14 protein-coding genes and 1 other RNA gene are annotated in these 19,253 nt (G+C 43.2%); 13 read left to right on the top strand and 2 right to left on the bottom strand.

From position 1 onward, the window contains the following. Nucleotides 1–67: 67 nt before the first annotated feature. The 4 genes from phhA to maiA all read left to right on the top strand — a co-directional run bounded on the left by phhA (nt 68) and on the right by maiA (nt 4,837). Nucleotides 68–868 (top strand): phenylalanine 4-monooxygenase, encoded by an 801-nt coding sequence (gene phhA / locus AC27KT_RS01480; protein ID WP_487126783.1) that lies wholly within the window; start codon nt 68–70, stop codon nt 866–868. A gap of 214 nt (nt 869–1,082) precedes the next feature. Then, nucleotides 1,083–2,639, top strand: a complete 1,557-nt coding sequence (tyrR, locus tag AC27KT_RS01475; protein WP_487126781.1) for a transcriptional regulator TyrR — start codon at nt 1,083–1,085, stop codon at nt 2,637–2,639. Between the two features lie 364 nt (nt 2,640–3,003). Continuing rightward, complete coding sequence (locus tag AC27KT_RS01470) at nt 3,004–4,014, top strand: fumarylacetoacetate hydrolase family protein (protein ID WP_487126779.1); 1,011 nt, start codon at nt 3,004–3,006, stop codon at nt 4,012–4,014. 169 nt (nt 4,015–4,183) lie between these two features. Beyond that, nucleotides 4,184–4,837, top strand: coding sequence for a maleylacetoacetate isomerase (gene maiA, locus AC27KT_RS01465; protein ID WP_487126777.1), 654 nt, complete (start codon nt 4,184–4,186; stop codon nt 4,835–4,837). A gap of 44 nt (nt 4,838–4,881) precedes the next feature. On the opposite strand, the gene AC27KT_RS01460 is transcribed toward maiA, so the two are convergent. Next, on the bottom strand, nt 4,882–5,349 hold the full coding sequence (locus tag AC27KT_RS01460; protein ID WP_014948689.1) for an Lrp/AsnC family transcriptional regulator: 468 nt from the start codon (nt 5,347–5,349) through the stop codon (nt 4,882–4,884). 319 nt (nt 5,350–5,668) lie between these two features. On the opposite strand from AC27KT_RS01460, the gene AC27KT_RS01455 reads away from it, so the two are divergent. Next, the gene (locus tag AC27KT_RS01455) at nt 5,669–6,727 is read left to right on the top strand and encodes a Glu/Leu/Phe/Val dehydrogenase dimerization domain-containing protein (protein WP_487126774.1); all 1,059 of its coding nucleotides are present in this window, start codon (nt 5,669–5,671) and stop codon (nt 6,725–6,727) included. 86 nt (nt 6,728–6,813) lie between these two features. Then, an RNA gene (gene ffs / locus AC27KT_RS01450) (signal recognition particle sRNA small type) lies at nt 6,814–6,910 on the top strand. 14 nt (nt 6,911–6,924) lie between these two features. Here the strand turns inward: ffs and AC27KT_RS01445 are convergent. Next, nucleotides 6,925–7,218: a late competence development ComFB family protein gene (locus AC27KT_RS01445; RefSeq protein WP_487126772.1), complete on the bottom strand. Its 294-nt coding sequence runs from the start codon at nt 7,216–7,218 to the stop codon at nt 6,925–6,927. Nucleotides 7,219–7,488: 270 nt separating this feature from the next. Between AC27KT_RS01445 and AC27KT_RS01440 the strand changes: the two genes are divergently transcribed. From AC27KT_RS01440 to AC27KT_RS01410, 7 genes are all read left to right on the top strand, one after another. Then, nucleotides 7,489–8,577, top strand: coding sequence for a tryptophan 2,3-dioxygenase family protein (locus tag AC27KT_RS01440; protein ID WP_487126770.1), 1,089 nt, complete (start codon nt 7,489–7,491; stop codon nt 8,575–8,577). A 251-nt stretch (nt 8,578–8,828) separates the two neighbouring features. Further along, nucleotides 8,829–11,774, top strand: coding sequence for a TonB-dependent receptor (locus AC27KT_RS01435; protein ID WP_487126768.1), 2,946 nt, complete (start codon nt 8,829–8,831; stop codon nt 11,772–11,774). Nucleotides 11,775–12,098: 324 nt separating this feature from the next. Beyond that, a complete protein-coding gene (locus AC27KT_RS01430) occupies nt 12,099–14,900 on the top strand; it encodes a TonB-dependent receptor domain-containing protein (RefSeq protein WP_487126766.1) in 2,802 nt (933 codons plus the stop codon). Between the two features lie 88 nt (nt 14,901–14,988). Then, nucleotides 14,989–16,119, top strand: a complete 1,131-nt coding sequence (locus tag AC27KT_RS01425; RefSeq protein WP_487126764.1) for a prolyl hydroxylase family protein — start codon at nt 14,989–14,991, stop codon at nt 16,117–16,119. 5 nt (nt 16,120–16,124) lie between these two features. Continuing rightward, nucleotides 16,125–16,397 (top strand): hypothetical protein, encoded by a 273-nt coding sequence (locus AC27KT_RS01420; RefSeq protein WP_487126762.1) that lies wholly within the window; start codon nt 16,125–16,127, stop codon nt 16,395–16,397. Between the two features lie 51 nt (nt 16,398–16,448). Continuing rightward, entirely contained in the window at nt 16,449–17,438 is a 990-nt protein-coding gene (locus tag AC27KT_RS01415; RefSeq protein ID WP_487126760.1) for an aspartyl/asparaginyl beta-hydroxylase domain-containing protein, read from the top strand. Continuing rightward, entirely contained in the window at nt 17,438–19,246 is a 1,809-nt protein-coding gene (locus tag AC27KT_RS01410; protein ID WP_487126758.1) for a 2OG-Fe(II) oxygenase family protein, read from the top strand. Before AC27KT_RS01415 ends, AC27KT_RS01410 begins: the two co-directional genes overlap by 1 nt. The last annotated feature ends 7 nt before the right edge of the window (nt 19,247–19,253 follow it).

Raw genomic sequence — 19,253 nt, 5'->3', positions numbered from 1 at the left:
CTTTTCGACGTCACGAATTTCATTAGACTGATAGGCAAGTTTTTAACTCTTATTGGTTACAGAAGTTATGCCAAAATCAACGCAATACCAGTCGAGACAATCTGACGAAAATGGCATTATCCATTGGTCAGACGAAGAGAACCAAATTTGGTCTGAACTCTATGCGAGACAAATTCCGCTGGTGAAAGAGAGAGCGTGCCAAGAATACTTGAACGGGCTTGATTTGTTGAAGTTAAATGAAAAGGAAATCCCTCAGCTACCCGACATCAACAAAGTACTGATGGAGAAAACGGGTTGGCAAACAGCAGAAGTGCCTGCGTTAATTAATTTTGGCGAATTTTTCAGATTACTGGCGAATAAGCAATTTCCTGTTGCCACCTTCATTCGCACTCGTGAAGAATTTGATTACCTGCAAGAGCCCGATATCTTTCACGAAGTGTTTGGCCATTGTCCGTTATTAACTAATCCAGCATTTGCTCATTTTACTCACACTTACGGAAAGTTGGGCCTTGCTGCCAGCAAAGAAGACCGAGTTTATCTTGCTCGTCTTTATTGGTTCACCGTAGAGTTTGGATTGGTGCGCGCGAGGGATGAACTTAAGATATATGGCGGCGGCATCTTATCTTCACCTGGCGAAACCATATACGCATTGGACAGCGACACCCCATTGCGTAACCCGCTTACTGCTATTGATGCGCTTAGAACACCTTATCGCATCGATATTATGCAGCCTTTATATTACATTCTGCCTGAGTTTGACCATCTCTTCGAACTAGCTGAAATGGATATCATGGCGCTTGTGGAAAAAGCTAAATCCCTAGGGTTGTTTTCCCCGCTTTTCCCTCCGAAAGAGAAAAAAGCCAGTTAACACTATTGTTAAATAAATGTGTTTTATATAGGATGCCGCTCATTGAAGCGGCATTCGAGTTTGAAGGCGTTGTTTAGCCTTCTATTTCGTGCTTTGAGCGTCCCTACTGATTTTTCCAACACAAATTTAATCATCTGTAACATTTATCTTGTTATCTTTTTGTAAAAGTGTGATATTCTGTACAAATATGTTTACAATAAAGCTATAACACCCTATGCGTCTAGAAATAAGCTGTCAGGACCGTCTTGGAATTACTCAAGATGTTTTGGATATTCTCGTTACTAAAGAAATAGACCTACGCGGTATTGAAATTGATCCCGCAGGTAAAATTTTCCTTAATTTTCCCAATATCGAATTTGCAGATTTTCAACATCTTATGCCTCAAATTCGCCGTATTGACGGGATCGATGATGTAAAGACGACCCTTTTCATGCCAGGTGAGCGTGAAAAGAATCAGCTGTCTGCGATATTAAGAACGCTACCTGACCCTGTGTTCTCAATAGACGCTAAAGGTAACATCTTATTGTGTAACGAAGCGGTGAGCGCTGGGCTTGAGATGCCGAGCAGTGAAATCGTAGGTACAGAGATCAGCGAGGCTGTTAAGGGGTTCAACTTTACAAAGTGGATGGATGGAAAGTCACCAGGCCCACAATCGTCAAAAGTGAAGTTCATTCAACAGGACTATCTTGCCGATATGCTGCCTATAACTGTACCTGATGGTGAAAAAAATATGATCATGGCGGGTGCCGTAGTTATCTTGAAATCAGAAATGCGCCTTGGTCAACAATTTACTGCTTTTCACCAGTCGCCCACCGACAGTTTTGATCGCTTTATTACCCAATCTCCGTTTATGAAACGCGTCGTTCATGAAGCGAAGCGAATCGCTGATTTAGACGCTCCTATTCTAATATTCGGCGAAACGGGAACGGGTAAAGAGATGATTGCCAGAGCATGCCATCAGTCTAGCCGACGCAGTGAAGGTGCGTTTTTAGCGCTTAACTGTGCTTCATTACCTGATAGTGTGGCTGAAACTGAGTTGTTTGGCTATGCGGCGGGCGCATTTAATCAGCCAAACGCAAAAGTAGGTCTGCTGGAGCAGGCGAAAGGCGGTACTTTATTACTCGATGAAATAGCGGATATGTCTTCACAGCTTCAGGCCAAATTACTGCGCGTTCTTGAAGATGGCGAATTTAGAAGAGTAGGAGATTCTGAGCCCGTTAAGGTAGATGTTCGATTTATTTGCACTACCTGTCGTGATTTAGGTCAACTTGTGGAAGAAGGGAGATTTAGAAAAGAACTCTACTACCGCTTAAATGTACTAAGTCTAGTTATGCCATCATTAAAAGACCGAAGACAAGATATCGTGCCTCTTGCCGAGTCTTTTATTGTTCAACACAGCACAAAGTTAGGCCGTCGTCCTGCGAAGCTGAGCAAATCATGCGTTGATTTTCTGCAGCAGTATCCATGGCCCGGCAACGTTAGACAGTTGCAAAATGCATTATATCGCGCGTTGTCACTGCTTGATGGGAAGGAAATAACGAAAGAAGATATCCAGCTTCCAAGCTGTGCCCCTAGTGTTACCTATATAGATGAAAACTTTGACGGAACATTAGATGAGGAAGTGAAGAAATTTGAGAAGGACCTGCTCAAGCGACTGTACCCTTCCTATCCGAGTACTCGCCAATTAGCTAAAAAGCTAGGCTTGAGCCATACTGCTATCGCGAACAAGCTGCGAGAGTACGGCATCAACAAAGCGACGGTTAAGCTTTAACTCATCCATGTGCTGACCTTTGTAATTTGGCTAGGGTCAGCGCGTTCCGTTGTTGTCTCTTTTTCATTCAATAGCCCAACAACATTATCTGTTACGAAAAATTTACATTGCCTGTACAGCAAGCCTGCTATGACATGTCTATAGGATAGACGGTGTAGTGCGTACATCCTTTCTTACAGCGAAATAAAACTTCGTCGCTCTAACACTTCTCAAGTTATACCGACTAGTGGCATAACTGTAGTTAGAAAACTAACGCTTACGCACAGAGTTGTAGCGCTGAAGCATCAAATTCGTTGTTCACGCCAAGTGATCTAACACTGAAGCTATAAGCGCAGCAAATAAATTATTCGTCGAGGAAAGAACAATGAAATTAGCGACCTACAAAAATGAAACCCGCGATGGCTGCCTGATGGTAGTGTCGAAGGATCTTTCTCGCGCGTGCAGTGTACAAGACATTGCGAAAACGATGCAGCAAGCATTGGATAACTGGAAAGAGATTGCTCCTCAGCTTCAGATGAAATACCAAGCACTTAATAATAACACGTGCGACAGCGTACCCTTTGACGCGTCTCGCTGCGAGTCACCGCTGCCTAGAGCTTATCAATGGGCTGACGGAAGTGCTTATGTGAATCACGTAGAGCTTGTGAGAAAAGCAAGAAATGCAGAAATGCCGGAAAGCTTTTGGACTGATCCCCTGATGTATCAAGGTGGTTCAGACGATTTTATCGGACCTCTTGATGACATCATATTGCCAAGCGATGACTGGGGAATAGATTTTGAAGGCGAAGTAGCGGTTGTCACCGATGACGTTCCGATGGCATGCTCACCCGAGCAAGCTTCAGAGCGTATCCGCCTTGTTATGCTGGTTAACGATGTCTCGCTTAGAGGGTTGATACCTGGCGAACTAGCAAAAGGGTTCGGCTTCTTTCAATCAAAACCTGCTTCTAGCTTCTCTCCTGTGGCGGTAACGCCTGATGAATTAGGCGATGTGTGGAAAGATAGTAAAGTGCACTTGCCTTTACGCTCGACTTATAACGGTGAATTGTTTGGCAAGCCAGAAGCGGGTCAGGACATGACATTTGATTTTGGTCAATTAGTTGCACATGCAGCGAAGAGCAGAAATCTAGGTGCTGGCGCTATCATTGGCTCAGGCACGGTTTCAAATAAGCAAGGTACTGATCACGGCTCAGCTATTAGTGAAGGCGGGGTGGGTTATTCATGCATTGCCGAAGTTCGAATGATTGAAACGATTCGCGACGGTAAACCTTCCACGCCTTTCATGCAGTTTGGCGATCGCATTCGCATTGAAATGCTTGATAGAGAAGGCAACTCAGTATTTGGTGCAATCGAACAGCAGGTAAAACCATTGAGCTAACTACTTAGCAGGTTGCTTTAAACGGATATAAGCATTTGAGTGGGAAAAAAGGTTTCACCATTAAGACGCTTTGTTGTTTTCCGCACTATTGTTGATGAAGGAAGTTAACTGCAGTTAAACAAGTACAAGCAGACGCTTCCTTAACACTCGTTTGATAAGTGGTGAGTACATGAGCATAAAACTATACGGCTATTGGCGTTCAACTGCTTCGTATCGAGCGCGCATTGCGCTTAACTTAAAAGGTGTTGAATACGAGTATGTGCCAGTACATCTTGTAAATAATGGTGGTGAACAGCATAGCAGTGAGTATTCACGGCTGAACCCCGCACACCTTGTTCCAACTTTCGTCGACGAAGACGAAGATATTATTCTGAATCAATCGCTATCAATCATCGAATATCTTGATGAACGGTATGAAGGCGAACACCAGCTGGTTCCTGAACATCGAACAGAGAGAGCCAGAGTCAGAGCGCTAGCACAAGATATCGCGTGTGATATTCAGCCTTTGGGTAACCTACGTGTACTAAATGCGCTAAAAGGGAACTTTGAGGCGTCACAAGATGATGTGGCGAAGTGGGCATCCCACTGGATAACACTGGGGTTCGACGGCATTGAAAAACGTCTTCAGACCCAAGCTGGAAAGTTCTGCTTTGATTTCGATGTTACGCTGGCTGATATTTGCTTAGTACCCCAAGTGTATAATGCGCAACGATTTAACGTCGATATGAGTCGTTACCCTTTAATTAGTAAGATAGCGAAGAACTGTAACGAGTTAGATGCTTTTGAGCGGGCTAAGCCCGAAAATCAAATAGACGCCACTTAGACTGACGGGGCAGAGTATAAATGTACTCTCACCCCATTTTTGAGTTATTGGCGTTTAATCGGTAGTTCGGTGGTGTTTTTCACCTGTTTGAGCGCAAAAGTTGAACTTAAGTGGTCAACAAGAGGAAGGTGTGTCAATTTCGTTTTAAGTAAGAACTCGTACTCTTCAATACTTTCCACTATCACTTTCAGCAAATAGTCTTTTTCGCCGCTGGTTGTGTGGCACTCAACAATTTCATCAATGTTTTGAACTGCATTTTCAAAATCAGTCAGTGAGTCGCCGTCATGATTCTTAAGCGTGACATAGATGAATACTGACACGCCCAAATTAAGTTTTTTGCTGTTTAGCAGAGTGACCTTACCAAGAATAATACCGTCAGCTTCCATTCGCTTGACCCTTCGCCAACATGGCGTATGTGACAATCCAACACGCTGACTTAAATCTGCCATTGATACCGTGGCGTCCTGCTGAAGTACGCGTAAAATCTCACGGTCAAACTTATCCAATTTCATTAACACTGTTTCCGTCGTTTTTATGATGTTTATTATATATCAAAAAAAATTCTAGGATAGCTGTCCTAGAAAAATAGTATTCAAATCTATTGCGTTTCAGTTTGTAAAATTGATTAACAAACTTTGCAAGGCCTGTCCTCAGAGCAATCAGATACACTTGGCAAAATGTTGTCGATGTTTGCGAGGCCGACTCTAAGGCTCCAAGTGTATCGCAAATCATTATCATACTCTCACATTGACCCAAACGAGCACTGTTTAGAATTCGTGACAGCTCTGGCTTGGGTAGGCTTTAACTCATTACAGTATTAATAGGGAAAATATGTCAGTTTTTGATCACCCAGAGTTCGATAATCACGAACATGTTGCGTTTTATCACGACGAGAAGGCGGGCCTGAGTGCCATTATTGCTGTACACAACACTAATCTTGGCCCTGCACTTGGTGGCTGTCGAATGTGGCCTTACGTCAATAGCGGTGAAGCGTTGACCGATGTACTGAGATTATCTAAAGGAATGACTTACAAAGCCGCAATGGCTAACTTAGAGCTTGGCGGCGGCAAGTCGGTAATAATTGGCGATCCTCGTAAAGCTAAATCGCCGGAAATGATGAAAGCGATGGGTAAGTTTGTAGAGTCATTGGGTGGCAAGTACTTTACTGCCGAGGACTCAGGAATTTCTGTAACAGATTTACAAACGATGGCAACGGAGTCTGACTACATCGCGGGTGTTAAAGCGCAGTATCACTACGCCGGTGAAGTTCCAGATGGAAACCCAGCACCGTCGACTGCCTATGGCGTGTTTGTAGGTTTGAAAGCGACAGTAGAGTATGGTTTAAAGCGTAATTTAGATGGGGTGAGCGTGGCTATTCAGGGAATGGGACACGTTGGGTATCGACTTGCCAAGCACCTACACGAGCAGGGCGCTAAACTCTATGTCGCTGATATTTATCCGGAAGGCGTTGAAAAAGCGGTTGCTGAATTTGGCGCAACTGCTGTGGCACCAGAAGAAATTTTAAGTTTAGACGTTGATGTGTTAGCGCCGTGTGCATTAGGTGCTGCGATAAACGATCAGACATTACCGGCAATAAAAGCAAAAGTGATTGCTGGTGCCGCTAATAATCAGTTGGCACGTGAAGATATTGGTGAATTGCTTCAGCAACGCGGTATTTTGTACGCACCAGATTACGTAATCAATGCGGGTGGGGTGATTGACATCTTTCATCAGCGTATGGAATCAAGTTCTAACGAAGCGCTTCGCACACATATTGAACAAATCGGTGAAACGCTGAAAGAGATTTATACCCGCGCAGAGCGAGAGGGCGCCGCGACTAACCGTGTTGCAAACCTTATTGCTGAAGAGAGATTTTCTATAAAGGGTTGAAAACTCAAAGCCAAATAGTCATAATGCGCCCCGCACTCAAGCAGGGGCGAATGACTTTGCTTTGAATGCGAGTTTCTATGGTGGGCTTTTGGTCCTCCCGCAATGATACTCTGTGAACCCGGTCAGGCCTGGAAGGGAGCAGCCGCAGCAGATGACTCATGTGCCGGGATGTGGCTGGGGGCCCGCCACCCAACTATCTATTCTATTCCTTCTATATTGTCTTTTTTGTTTTTTTCAGTTTCATCTAAGTATTTCAACCCCTTTCTTATTGCGTGCTCAACATTCATTTCCATTTGATTGCGTTCACTTTGCGGCAGATAAAATGCCATGTCGACCTCATATCGAATATAGCGAGGTGGAACCTGATTTAACGCAAGGCAGCATAAGTCGGCCAAATAGTCGGGACTTTTAGTTTTATCAAGCCCAAGCTTACTTATCCTTTCTAGTACAAGATGTTCATAGTAGTTGTGAATGTCATCATCTAGTTTCACCTTCGTTCCCCTTATAATTTTTGTAAGCATGTTGCTTTAGCGGTTTAAATAGTATGCGAGCAATAAGTTGCACAAAGCGCCCCTAGCTTAAAAGCATCTTTAGCTTATACAAACCCTTCAAGTTTGGAATGGATACATTCGTTTACGCACACCGCTGTACGACATTACCCTACGCTATGTAACCTTATAATATATAGCTTGTATTCTGGGGATGTCGAGGTGACGGTGATAGAATCACCCAGTTAAAACTAGTATTAAGGCAGCACTAAAATGAAAAAGAATATAGAGCCCTGCTATTACGGCGATTACTTACATTTAGACAAAGTATTGGGCGCGCAAGAATTGCAGAGTGAAAAATACGGTGATGCTGCGCACGAAGAGATGCTATTTATCATCGTACATCAAGTTTACGAACTATGGTTTAAACAGGTTCTTCACGAACTCAATGCCGTTATTGATACCTTTAACCAAGAAACGGTAAAAGATCAGCAGTTAACACTCGTTGTGCATAGACTCCAGCGAGTCATACAAATACAAAAATTGATGAATGATCAAATTGCTATTATGGAAACCATGACGCCACAGCAGTTTTTGTCATTTCGAGATTACCTTGTACCTGCGTCTGGTTTCCAAAGTATTCAGTTTAAACGCTTAGAAATTTCTCTTGGTTTAAAACGCGATTTTAGAATCGATTTCGATAAGCAAAGCTTTTATAACCGACTGACCGATAAAGATAGGGCGCTACTAGAGAGCCTCGAGAGCAAACCAAGTTTGTTTGAACTGGTCGATAATTGGCTATCTAGAATGCCGCTATTAAAAACAGAAGGGTTCGATTTTTGGCAATACTACAAAAATGCAGCTGACGAAATGTTGAAAGATGACCATCACACCATTTCTACCAGTGATATGTTGTCGGAGACTGAAAAACGTCAGGAACTTAAAGACCTCCAAACCACTACGGAAAACTTCGACGCCCTGTTTGATGAAGCTAAATTCGAAAAGCTTCGAGGTGAAGATAAGTTCCGGCTAAATCATAAGGCGCTACTGTCTGCGCTATTTATAAAGCAGTATTCAGAAGAGCCTATCTTTAATCTTCCGTTTCAACTTATTACTGCATTAACTGAAATAGACGAGCAACTCACTATCTGGCGCTACCGTCATGCAATGATGGTGCAGCGCATGCTGGGCACTAAGATTGGGACCGGAGGGTCTTCAGGGCACCATTATCTAAAGAAAACTACTGAGTCTAATCGTATCTATCTAGACTTTTTTAACATGGCAACATTTTTATTGCCTAAAAGTGCGTTGCCTGAGTTACCTGAATCTGTGAAAAAGCAGCTAGGTTTTTATCTACAGTAGACGTTAATATGCGAAAAAGTGCATTTATATCAGTTGTTTATCGATATTAGAGGCGGGTTCTACGGGTAATCGCTTAAAAGAATCGTTTCGTCGCAATTTATCCTCAAATAAGTTGATCACTATGCTCTGGATAGTCAATTATCCTTTTGGGTAATATTTATTATCTTTAATAATTACAATGATTTAGGTTGGCTTAATTGATTTTTAATAAAAGCTTAATACTAAATCGAGACTAACCAGGGAATACGTACATGTATCAAATCAAGAGAAGTGCAGTTGCATTAGCGGTTGCACTGTCAATTGGTGCAACTGCACCAGCTTTAGCGAATAACACGAATGGCTCTATTCAAGGAACATCTGTTCAAGTAAATGGCAGCAGCCTTGCAAATGTTACCGTTACCATCGAAAACTTAGACACGGGTCTAACACGTTCTGTACAAAGTGATGAGTCAGGAAACTTCCGCTTTCCACTACTTCCTGCTGGTAACTACAAAGTTACCGCCGAAAAAAATGGATTTCGCACTACCATTCAAGAATCTGTAAAAGTTGGCATTAGCGGCAAAACAAACCTAGATATGCGTCTTGCCAGCGATGACGTAGAGCGTATTGAAGTGACTGGTACTACGATTGCGATGGTTGATGTAACAAGTTCAAGCACGGGTATTATTGTAGACAGCGTTACACTCGATAGAGTACCGGTTCCACGTAACCTGACTTCTGTAGCGCTATTAGCACCAGGTACTACTCAGGGTGACTCAGCATTTGGAGATTTGCCTTCAATTGGCGGTGCGTCTGTGGGCGAAAATGGTTACTACATTAACGGATTAAACATCACTAACTTCCGTACTGGCGTGGGTTCAAGTGAGCCACCGTTTGATATGTACGAAACGTTTGAAGTAAAAACGGGTGGTTATTCAGCTGAGTTTGGACGTGTAACAGGCGGTGTTATCAACGCTAAAACCAAAAGTGGTACTAACGAATTCAAAGCGGGTGCCAACTTTTACTGGGAACCAGATGCACTACGTGAACAGCGTGATTCGTCTCGTAATAACAAAAACAATTTGTATCGCATCGACAATACGCGAGATGAAATAGACGAGTGGGATGTCAATGTGTGGGCAAGCGGTGCACTAATAGAAGACAAGTTGTTCTTCTATGCACTATTTAACCCTCGTTCAGCTGAAAATAATTACGTAAGCGACCAAACAAACACCAGTAGCGGCGTATCACAAAACGGCTTCTTTGAAAAAGACGATGATGCATTTTGGGTAGCCAAACTAGACTGGTACGTTACAGAAAATAATATTCTTGAAATTACTGCATTTTCTGATGAACGTTCAACAGAAATCACGACTTATGACTCTGTTGACGGCGGTGAATTCACTGACGGTCGTGTAGGTTACGAAGATGAAGGTGGTTTAAACTACACGGCCAAATGGACGAGCATCATTAATGATGATTTCTCAATCTCTGCTCAGTATGGCATTAACAAACAAGACAGAACCGTGCGAAGCGAGTTAGATGGCAACCCGGTTGTTTATTACCGCTATGACAGCACGGCAGCGTTCGTTCCAACAAATACATGGGCTAACTTTACGGCAGAGCAAGGCGATGATGAACGTGAGGTTATACGACTCGATGCAGACTGGTATTTGGGCGATCACTCACTACGATTTGGTGTTGATTATGAGAAGCTTACTTCAAACAGCAATACCATAAACTCAGGCGGTGCATACTATCTATACTATGTTGATGACAGCGATCTAGCTAACGAGGAAATTTACCAAGTTCGTTATCGCGATTATAACGTCGGTGGTCAGTTCGACTCTGAAAACTTTGCTTTTTATGTTCAAGACCAATGGCAGGTTACTGACACCTTGGTCATTAACGCCGGTATTCGTAACGATACATTCGAAAACTTCAATGCGGACGGTGAGTCTTTCGCTAAACTCGACAATCAGTGGGCACTCCGTCTTGGAGCAGTATGGGACGTGTTTGGTGATGGCGAGACAAAAGCATGGGCGAGCTATGGCAGATACTACTTACCTATTGCTGCAAACACGAATATTCGTCTAGCAGGCGCTGAAACTTACACACAAGAGTACTACGCGTTTGAAGGTTTTGCTGATGAAGCCTTGGGAATCCCTAATCTGACGGGCGCTAAAACTCAGCCTGATGATGTATTCGCTGACGGTACCGCGAAATCACCAGATGAAATTGTGGATCAAAACTTGGATTCAATGTACTCGGATGAATTTATCGCGGGTTACCAATTCCAATTGAACGATGAATGGAGCATGTCAATTCAAGGTACATATCGAGAGCTTTCGACCACTATAGAAGATATGGCAATTGATGCGGCGGTTATTGAGTGGGCGGCAGCGAATGGCTACGGCGACGTATCCGATATCTGGGATGGGTTCCACCAGTATGTACTTACAAACCCTAATTCTGATATGCGTATTGGTACTACCGAGTTGCCGGGTGCTGAAGGTGAGTTAGTTTACATGGACCTATCAGCGGAAGACTTGGGCTACCCTGATTCAATTCGTAAATATGCAGCGGTAGATTTTATGTGGCAACGAGCATGGGACGGAGTATGGATGCTGAACGCGGCCTACACGTGGTCACATAGCTGGGGTAACAACGAAGGCTATGTACGCTCAGATAACGGTCAGGATGACGCAGGTTTAACAACCTTATTTGACCAACCTGGCCTGCTTGATAATGCTTATGGTGACTTACCGAATGACAGACGTCATCAAGTTAAACTTTACGGTGCCTATGCCGTAACTGAAGACTTAACGCTTGGGGCAAACTTACAGTTTTGGACTGGTCGTCCTATAAACGCATTTGGCTATCATCCTACAGATCTCTTTGCTCAAGCTTATGATTCAGAGTCGTTTTTTGCCGGTGGTGAGCCAGCGCCTCGTGGTTCGCGTGGCCGCACGAGCAGCTATTACTCAATCGACGTTTCTGCGTCATACAATATAGATATTGGCGAAGATCAAACATTGGTAGTTCGAGCTGATATTTTCAACTTGCTTAACAACGACCGTGTAACAGAAGTTAATGAAATATATGACGATGAGAGCTCGGCTGACCCAACAAACCCTGATGTAAACCCAAATTATGGTCTACCGACCGCATGGCAAACACCTAGATATGTTCGTTTCAGCGTAAATTACTCGTTTTAAATAGTGTCATAACTAAAAATAAGAATAGGCGCGGGTATACTTAAGGTGTAAACCGCGCCTTTTTTATTGGTTAGTGTAAAAAGCATACTGGCAGGTTGTTTTTTGCGCTCCAAATGTTAAATGTAAGTTAATATTTACGAAACAAGGTAAAAATAGAAAAAAAAATTGAACTTTTACGGAACACCCGTCTGATCCCAGTTGACCGTTCGCTAAGGATGTGGTTATTATCAAAGTGAGGCTTTGACCTTACTAATAATAATTCGTTATATAAACGATTTAAGAAACACACACTAAAGAGTTTTTAGTGGTCCAGGGAGACAATACATGTTTATAAACTCTAAGCTGGCTAAGTCAGTGAAGTTAGCGTGCGCATTCGGTGCTGCATCATCTATCGGCTTCACTGGTGCAGTTAACGCACAGGAAACCGAAGAAGCAGCGGACGCAGTAGAAAAAATCGAAGTAACAGGTTCTCGTATCCGTCGTACCGACATTGAAGGTGCAAACCCAGTTACTGTTATGTCACGTGTTGATATCGAAAAATTCGGTATTACTTCAATTGGTGACGTTCTTCAGTCTATCCCAGCAGCTGGTTCTGCTATTAACACAAACAACAACAACGGCGGTAATGGTACAACTACTATTAACATCCGTGGTATCGGTTCAAACCGTACACTAGTTCTTGTTAACGGTAAGCGCTGGTCTCCAGGTCTTACTGGTTCTGTTGACCTTAACAACATCCCAGCGTCTATCATCGAGCGTATCGAGGTACTTAAAGATGGCGCATCTGCGGTTTACGGTTCTGACGCGGTTGCAGGTGTTGTAAACATCATTACTCGTCAAGATTTCGAAGGTGTTCACGCATCTGGTTACGTTGGCCAATATGACGAAGGCGACGGCAACAAAGAGCAGTGGGATATCGGCTTTGGTACAGCTAACGACAAAGGTAATGTTTACGTAAACATCAGTTACGTAGAAGAAGAGCCTACACTAGCGGGTGACCGTGAAATCTCTGCTGTTCCAACGTTTGGTACGCCAGAAGGTTTTGGTGGTTCTTCGGCTCCTCCTCAAGGTCGCTTCTTTACGTTTGACCAAGATGGCAATGCTTTCAGCGAGCAAGGCGATAGCAATGGTGGTCTAGAGCCGTGGGTTGAACCAACTAGCCGTTTTAACTTCGCGCCGTTTAACTATCTATCTACGCCGCAAGAACGTACTAACATCTACAGCCAAGCACGTTATGAGCTTACAGATAACCTATCTGTTAATGTAACGGGCTTCTACGGTAACCGTAAGTCAGAGCAGGCTCTAGCGCCTACTCCATTATTCATCGGTACTGCTTTTGGTGATTCGGGCTTTACGCTAGCAGCGAACAACCCGTTCAACCCATATGGCGTAGACATTTCAACTGACCAATCAGTACTAGATGCAGATCCAAATGCACGCGAAATGTTCTTATTCGGTCGTCGTATGATGGAAGCGGGCTTCCGTAGCTTCAAACAAAACGTTGACCAGTTCCAGTTCAACGGGGGCTTCGAAGGTGTAATTGAATTTGCTGACAGAGAGTTCTTCTGGGATGCAAACTACACATATGCTGACATCACTCAGAACCAGTTGACTGATGGCCTTCTAAACATGAACCGCGTAGCACAAGCTATTGGCGACCCTGCTAACTGCACGGGCGAGTGTACTCCGCTTAACCTATTCGGTGGTTCAACAGACATCGGTGAAGGTACTATCACGCAAGAAATGCTTGATTACATTACATTCACTGCACAGGATGAGCAAAGCACTTCTTTAGAAAGCTACTCTGCAAACATCTCTGGTGAGCTTATTGAGCTTCCAGCTGGTTACCTAGCGTTCGCATCAGGTTACGAGAAGCGTTGGCAGGAAGGTTATGACCAGCCAGATGCAATCATCGCTGCGGGTATCACTTCAGGTAACGCGCGTCAGCCTACCGCTGGTGCATTTAGTGTAGAAGAAGTTTACCTAGAACTTGCTGTTCCACTACTTTCAGATATGCCTGGCGTAGAGCAGCTAGACCTAGAACTTGCTACTCGTTACTCTGACTACAGCAACTTCGGCGACACCACTAACTCTAAAGTAGGTGTTAAGTGGCGCATTAATGAAGATCTACTTGTTCGTGGTACTTGGTCTGAAGCATTCCGTGCTCCATCACTACAAGAATTGTTCCGTGGTAACAGCGATAGCTTCTCTCCACTAACTGACCCATGTAATGGCGGTGCGGCTGGTAATCCTGACCTACCAGGCTGTGCAGGTATCCCTGCTACTTATCAGCAACCTAACACGCAAATCCGTACTACTATCGGTGGTAACGCGAACCTTAAAGCTGAAGAAGCAGAGAGCTTTACATACGGTTTCGTATACTCGCCAGAAGCAGTTGAAGGCCTATCAATCACGTTTGATATCTTTGATATCGAAGTTGATAACGCGGTTTCTACTGTAGGTGCACAGACTATCCTTAACGCTTGTGCTGAAACTGGCGTTAACCTTTGTTCACTAATCACACGTGGTGCAGGTGGTAACGTTGTTGACCTATTCAACGGCGCAACTAACCTTGGTGGTCAGACAACGTCTGGTTTCGACTACAATGTAGCTTATAACTTTGAAACTGAGTACGGTGACTTCCGCATCAACTGGGATGGTACTTATGTTGACGAGCGTACTACTATCGTAATCGACCCAGTAACAAATACATCTACTGAGTTTAACGATGCCGGTCTTGCAGGCGACCGTGACGTTGTTCCACGTCTACGTACCAACCTAGCAGTTACTTGGGCATACGACGACTGGACAGCTAACTGGCTAGTTCGCTTCATCGGTCACACGACTGAACAGTGTTCAATCAGCGATTCACTTGACCAAGAACTATGTAGTGATCCAAGTGAAGAGATTGGTGGTGATAGCTTCAACGAGCTTGAAGATATGGCGTACCACGATGTATCACTAGGTTATGCGGTTAACGACAACCTACGCATCACGCTTGGTGTGAACAACTTGTTCGACACTGACCCAGAAGTTTCTTACTCGACGTTTGCTAACAGCTTCGACCCGTCTATGTATGAAATCCCTGGACAGTTCTTCTACTCACGAGTAAACCTTAACTTCTAATTGAAGTTGTAGATAGAATAAAAAAAGCCTCTTCGGAGGCTTTTTTGTTATGTGTGACCCGTCCTAAATATTGTGTGGACAACAGGTAATGAATATAGAACAGTGCATCAAGAATGCTAACCAAGCCCATGTGTCAGGCAACACCGATGAGGCAATGCAATGGCTTAAGCAAGCTGGCGAATTGGGAGATGTTAATGCAGCGCTAGATTATGCTTATTTTATATCAGGGGAGAACCCTGGTGAATCAGTCGCGTTCTTAAAAGGGGTAGAATGTGCTGATAAGCCCGTCGTACAGTTCCATAAATTACAAATTGGTTACTTTGGTGACGTAATAACGAATACCGAGCTGGTGGCTAAAACGTTACTTGCACTCGGTAATGAAGGTGTTGTAGAGGCTTACTTAGTTGCGCTTTCTTATCTATCGGTAGGTAGCACTACATTTTCTTATGTTGCGAGCAGAGTGCGTAACTTAGCGCCAAATATCTTTCAACAGCTCAATTTAAATTCAACGGCACAAGCGACTAATGACGAGAGCGTGCAGCAACAAGTTATTCAAGAAATATCTGAGTCCCTTGATAGCGTATATGAACCTTCAAACGTGTTAGATAAATCGTTACCTATAAAGGTGTATGAAAGCATACTGTCTGAATATGAATGTCATTACATAATTACTAAATTCAGTGCATTGTTACAACCCTCAATGATTGTAGATCCTCTAACGGGAGAAGGCAGAATCGACAGTGTGCGTACTAGTTATGTTGCTATCATCGCGCCTAATCATTGTGACTGGATCACCAGAAAGCTAGATAAAGTTATATCTCAAATCACTAATACGCCGAAAAGTAACGGTGAAGCGTTAAATTTATTGCGGTATGAACCCGGCCAACAGTACAGACCTCACTATGATGGGTTAAACGAAATAAACGATGCGCACATGTTTAAAGACGGAAAGCAGCGCACTAAGACAGCGCTCGTTTATCTGAATACAGTTGGCGAGGGTGGAGAAACCCTTTTTCCTAAACTTAATATTAGGATTGCGCCAATAAGCGGAACTGTCGTTGTTTTTTCTAACACGGATGAAAATGGTAAGTTATTACTAAACAGCTATCATGCAGGCGCACCGCCTATTTCACAAAATAAATGGTTAGTTACAAAATGGATTAGAGAATGTCCAACTATTTATGGTAACGTAGTTCACGGTACTTATACTAAGGGATAACACGGATGAAAAAAGTAACGAAAGTAATTCTTGCATCAAGCCTAGCTCTAGCCTTAGGCGCATGTGGTTCAACTGGCAATCAAAGCTCTCAGTATGCTAAAGCTAATACCAACGCAGAAGACGATGGTATGGTATGCAAAATGGAGAAAAAGATTGGCTCGAATCGCATGCAGCGCGTTTGTTACTCTGTAGAAGAAAGAGAACAAATGCGTGAAGCTGGTCGCGATGGCTGGTTGCGCATGCAGCGTGGAACAGAAACTGGCGGCGGTGACCTGTAAATACATCCAATGTTAGTTTAATATGGGAGGCAAAACGCTTCCCATTTTTGTATGACTAAAAAAAACGATAATAGCCCTGAAGACGCACTAGCGCGGATCACAGTCGCAATCAATTCGGGCGACTATGATGACGCACTTTCTCTTTACCGCGATGTTTATTCGCACTACCCTGAATATCTGTCGCCAGAACCTGACGTTCTGCTTTCTAAATCTCAAGCTACACATATTCACAACGCCGCGAATTTGGCTCGACGTGATCTATTTGCAAAAACCGCATCAATGGGTTCGAGTGAAAGAATTAAACGTGCTATCTCGATGTTTTGTGGCGCGGAACAAAAGAGGTTTGATAAGGCACTTCAAGCCCCTAGTTTTTTATTTATTCCAAACCTTCCCTCCGTGCCGTTTTCAGATATAAGTGTGGTAGAAGGGCTTGATATATTTATTGAAGCGCTTAGTACCCATAAAGACGCTTTTATGTCTCTATTGTCACGTGCTAACGAACAGTACATTCATGAAATAGGCGTTGTGCCTGACACCGAAGAGTGGGCAAGGTTAACGGAAAATTGGAATTCGCTCCATGTTATGAAAGCAGGCAAGTTTACCGAACATAGTGATAACTTGCCCAGCGAAGTAAAAGCATTATTTAACTCGCCAATTCTGGCCCATTGTCCGGTACACGCGCCAGAGGTAGTCATTTCTGTGCTGCAGCCACGTACTAAAATCCCTCCCCATTTCGGCATTTCTAATCTTAAGTGGACGTTACATATTCCACTGATAGTTAATGATAAGTCCTATTTACAGGTCGCTAATAAACGCATGTATTGGAGCGAAGGAAAAACAGCGATTTTGTTTGACGACAGCTATCAGCATAGCGCAGAAAATGAGGCCGAAACGGCCCGGGCAGTCTTAATAATAGACATTTGGAATCCCCATCTAACGCTTAAAGAGCGAGAAGATGTAGCCCATTTTATTTCCAAATATGGCGAATGGTCTGTGCAGTATGGAGCGCTAGCTTCTTTGGATAAAAGGTTATATAAATAATGCAGTCGCAGCCAAATATTGTCATTCCAACCCTCATTAATGCTTTTAACGGAGGGGATTTTCTTTTTGTAATTAATACATTAAAAAAAAACGGGGCGTTAGTTCGTGTAGACCCTGTAGTCTCTCAATTATACGGCAGTGCGTTAAGGAAAATAGGTAAACTTGATGACGCTGGTAAAGTCTTTGAGAAAGGCTTAAAGCTGTTTCCACAGTCTACTGACCTAATGAACAGCTATGGAAATTTGTTCCTCGACAAAATGCAAAGCGAAAAAGCTATTTTATGGTTTACAAAAGCCCTAAAAATCAAGCCTAACGGGTTTGATTACAGATATAATTTAGCTAGGGCTTTTTATGCTGCCAAGCGCTATTGTGAAGCTGAAAAGCAATGTCATCAGCTGCTGACAACACAGCCAAACAAAAACACAGTTTTGCTGCTAATGGCATCAATTTTAGTAGAGGACCATCGCGATGATGTGGCTGAACGTTATTTGAAGCAATTATTAGACACCGAACCACAAAATATAAAAGCGCTTAATAACTTAGGAAATATCAAACGCAAAAATAGCCAGTTCGACGAAGCAATATCGCTTTACAAACAAGCGTTATCGACGGGAAACCCAACCGCAGAACTGTTCCAGAATCTAGCTGCAGTATTAGCATTAAAGGGGTCAATGGATGAGGCCTTCGCCACTTATAAAGAGGGGATACGGCTTTTTCCTACTAGCGTAAGTTTGCATAAAGAATATGCTCATTTAGCTTGGGTTCAAAATCTGGAAACGCCGTTTTCTTATTTAGAAGCAAACTTATCAATTAACAACCCTGATTTAATTTTAGCTTATACGGAATTTATGATTAGGGTAGAAGAGTACGATAAAGCTAAGCTATGGTTAGAAAAGCTCATTGAAGCTAAACTTCCTACTTATCAAATTGCCGTAGCGGCCAGTTTATCAAATACGCTAAGAGAGCTTGGCTATTTTGAAAAAGCGCTAGCAACCGTTAATGTCAAAGCGTCTAATCCCACGCTAGAGACGCTTCCTTTACTGATTGAGAAAAGTTACTCATTATTAAGTCTTAAAAGGTACAAAGAGGCTGTAAAAGCGCTCGAGCTTGTGTGCCGAATTGCGCCCCTTAATCAGGGCTACTGGACATTACTATCTACAGCGTACAAAGCTAATGGTGATGAGGCCAAATATAATCAGTTATGCGATTATCAAAGGTTTGTGAGTGTGCAGCCGTTGTTAGGAAACGAGGACACAAACACAAAATTTATAAACATCCTCAAAGCGCACCTCAATACGCTGCACAACAACGAAAAGCATCCTATTGGGCAATCGCTTCGCAATGGTTCTCAGACATTTGAAAACCTTCTCGATTCAGCGCACCCAGTAATTAAAGAGCTAAAAACTTCAATTGAAGCTAGGGCTAAATCATTTCTATCAACACTTACTAAAGAGAAAAAACATCCATTTTTATCCCGTCTGAGTCAAGACATTGATTTTATCGGCAGTTGGTCGGTAAGGTTGCGACAGAAAGGATTTCACAAATCTCACTATCATTCAGAAGGGTGGCTGAGTGGAGTTCTGTATGTGGACGTACCGGCTGAAGTTAAAACAAATGGCAACGGTTGGTTGGTCTTCGGGCGGCCAGATATAAGTGGCGTCGAAATGCCAGAAGACTTTGCAGTGAAGCCGAAAGAGGGAAATATTGCTTTCTTCCCTTCCTATATGTGGCACGGCACAAATCCAATTGTAACTGATGAGCAAAGATTAACCGTCGCTTTTGATATCGTGCCAGATAAAACGAGTTAAGAGCCCG

It is taken from the genome of Alteromonas sp. 5NW40-0090 (assembly GCF_057552975.1).
This window is presented reverse-complemented; position numbering and strand designations above follow the sequence as displayed.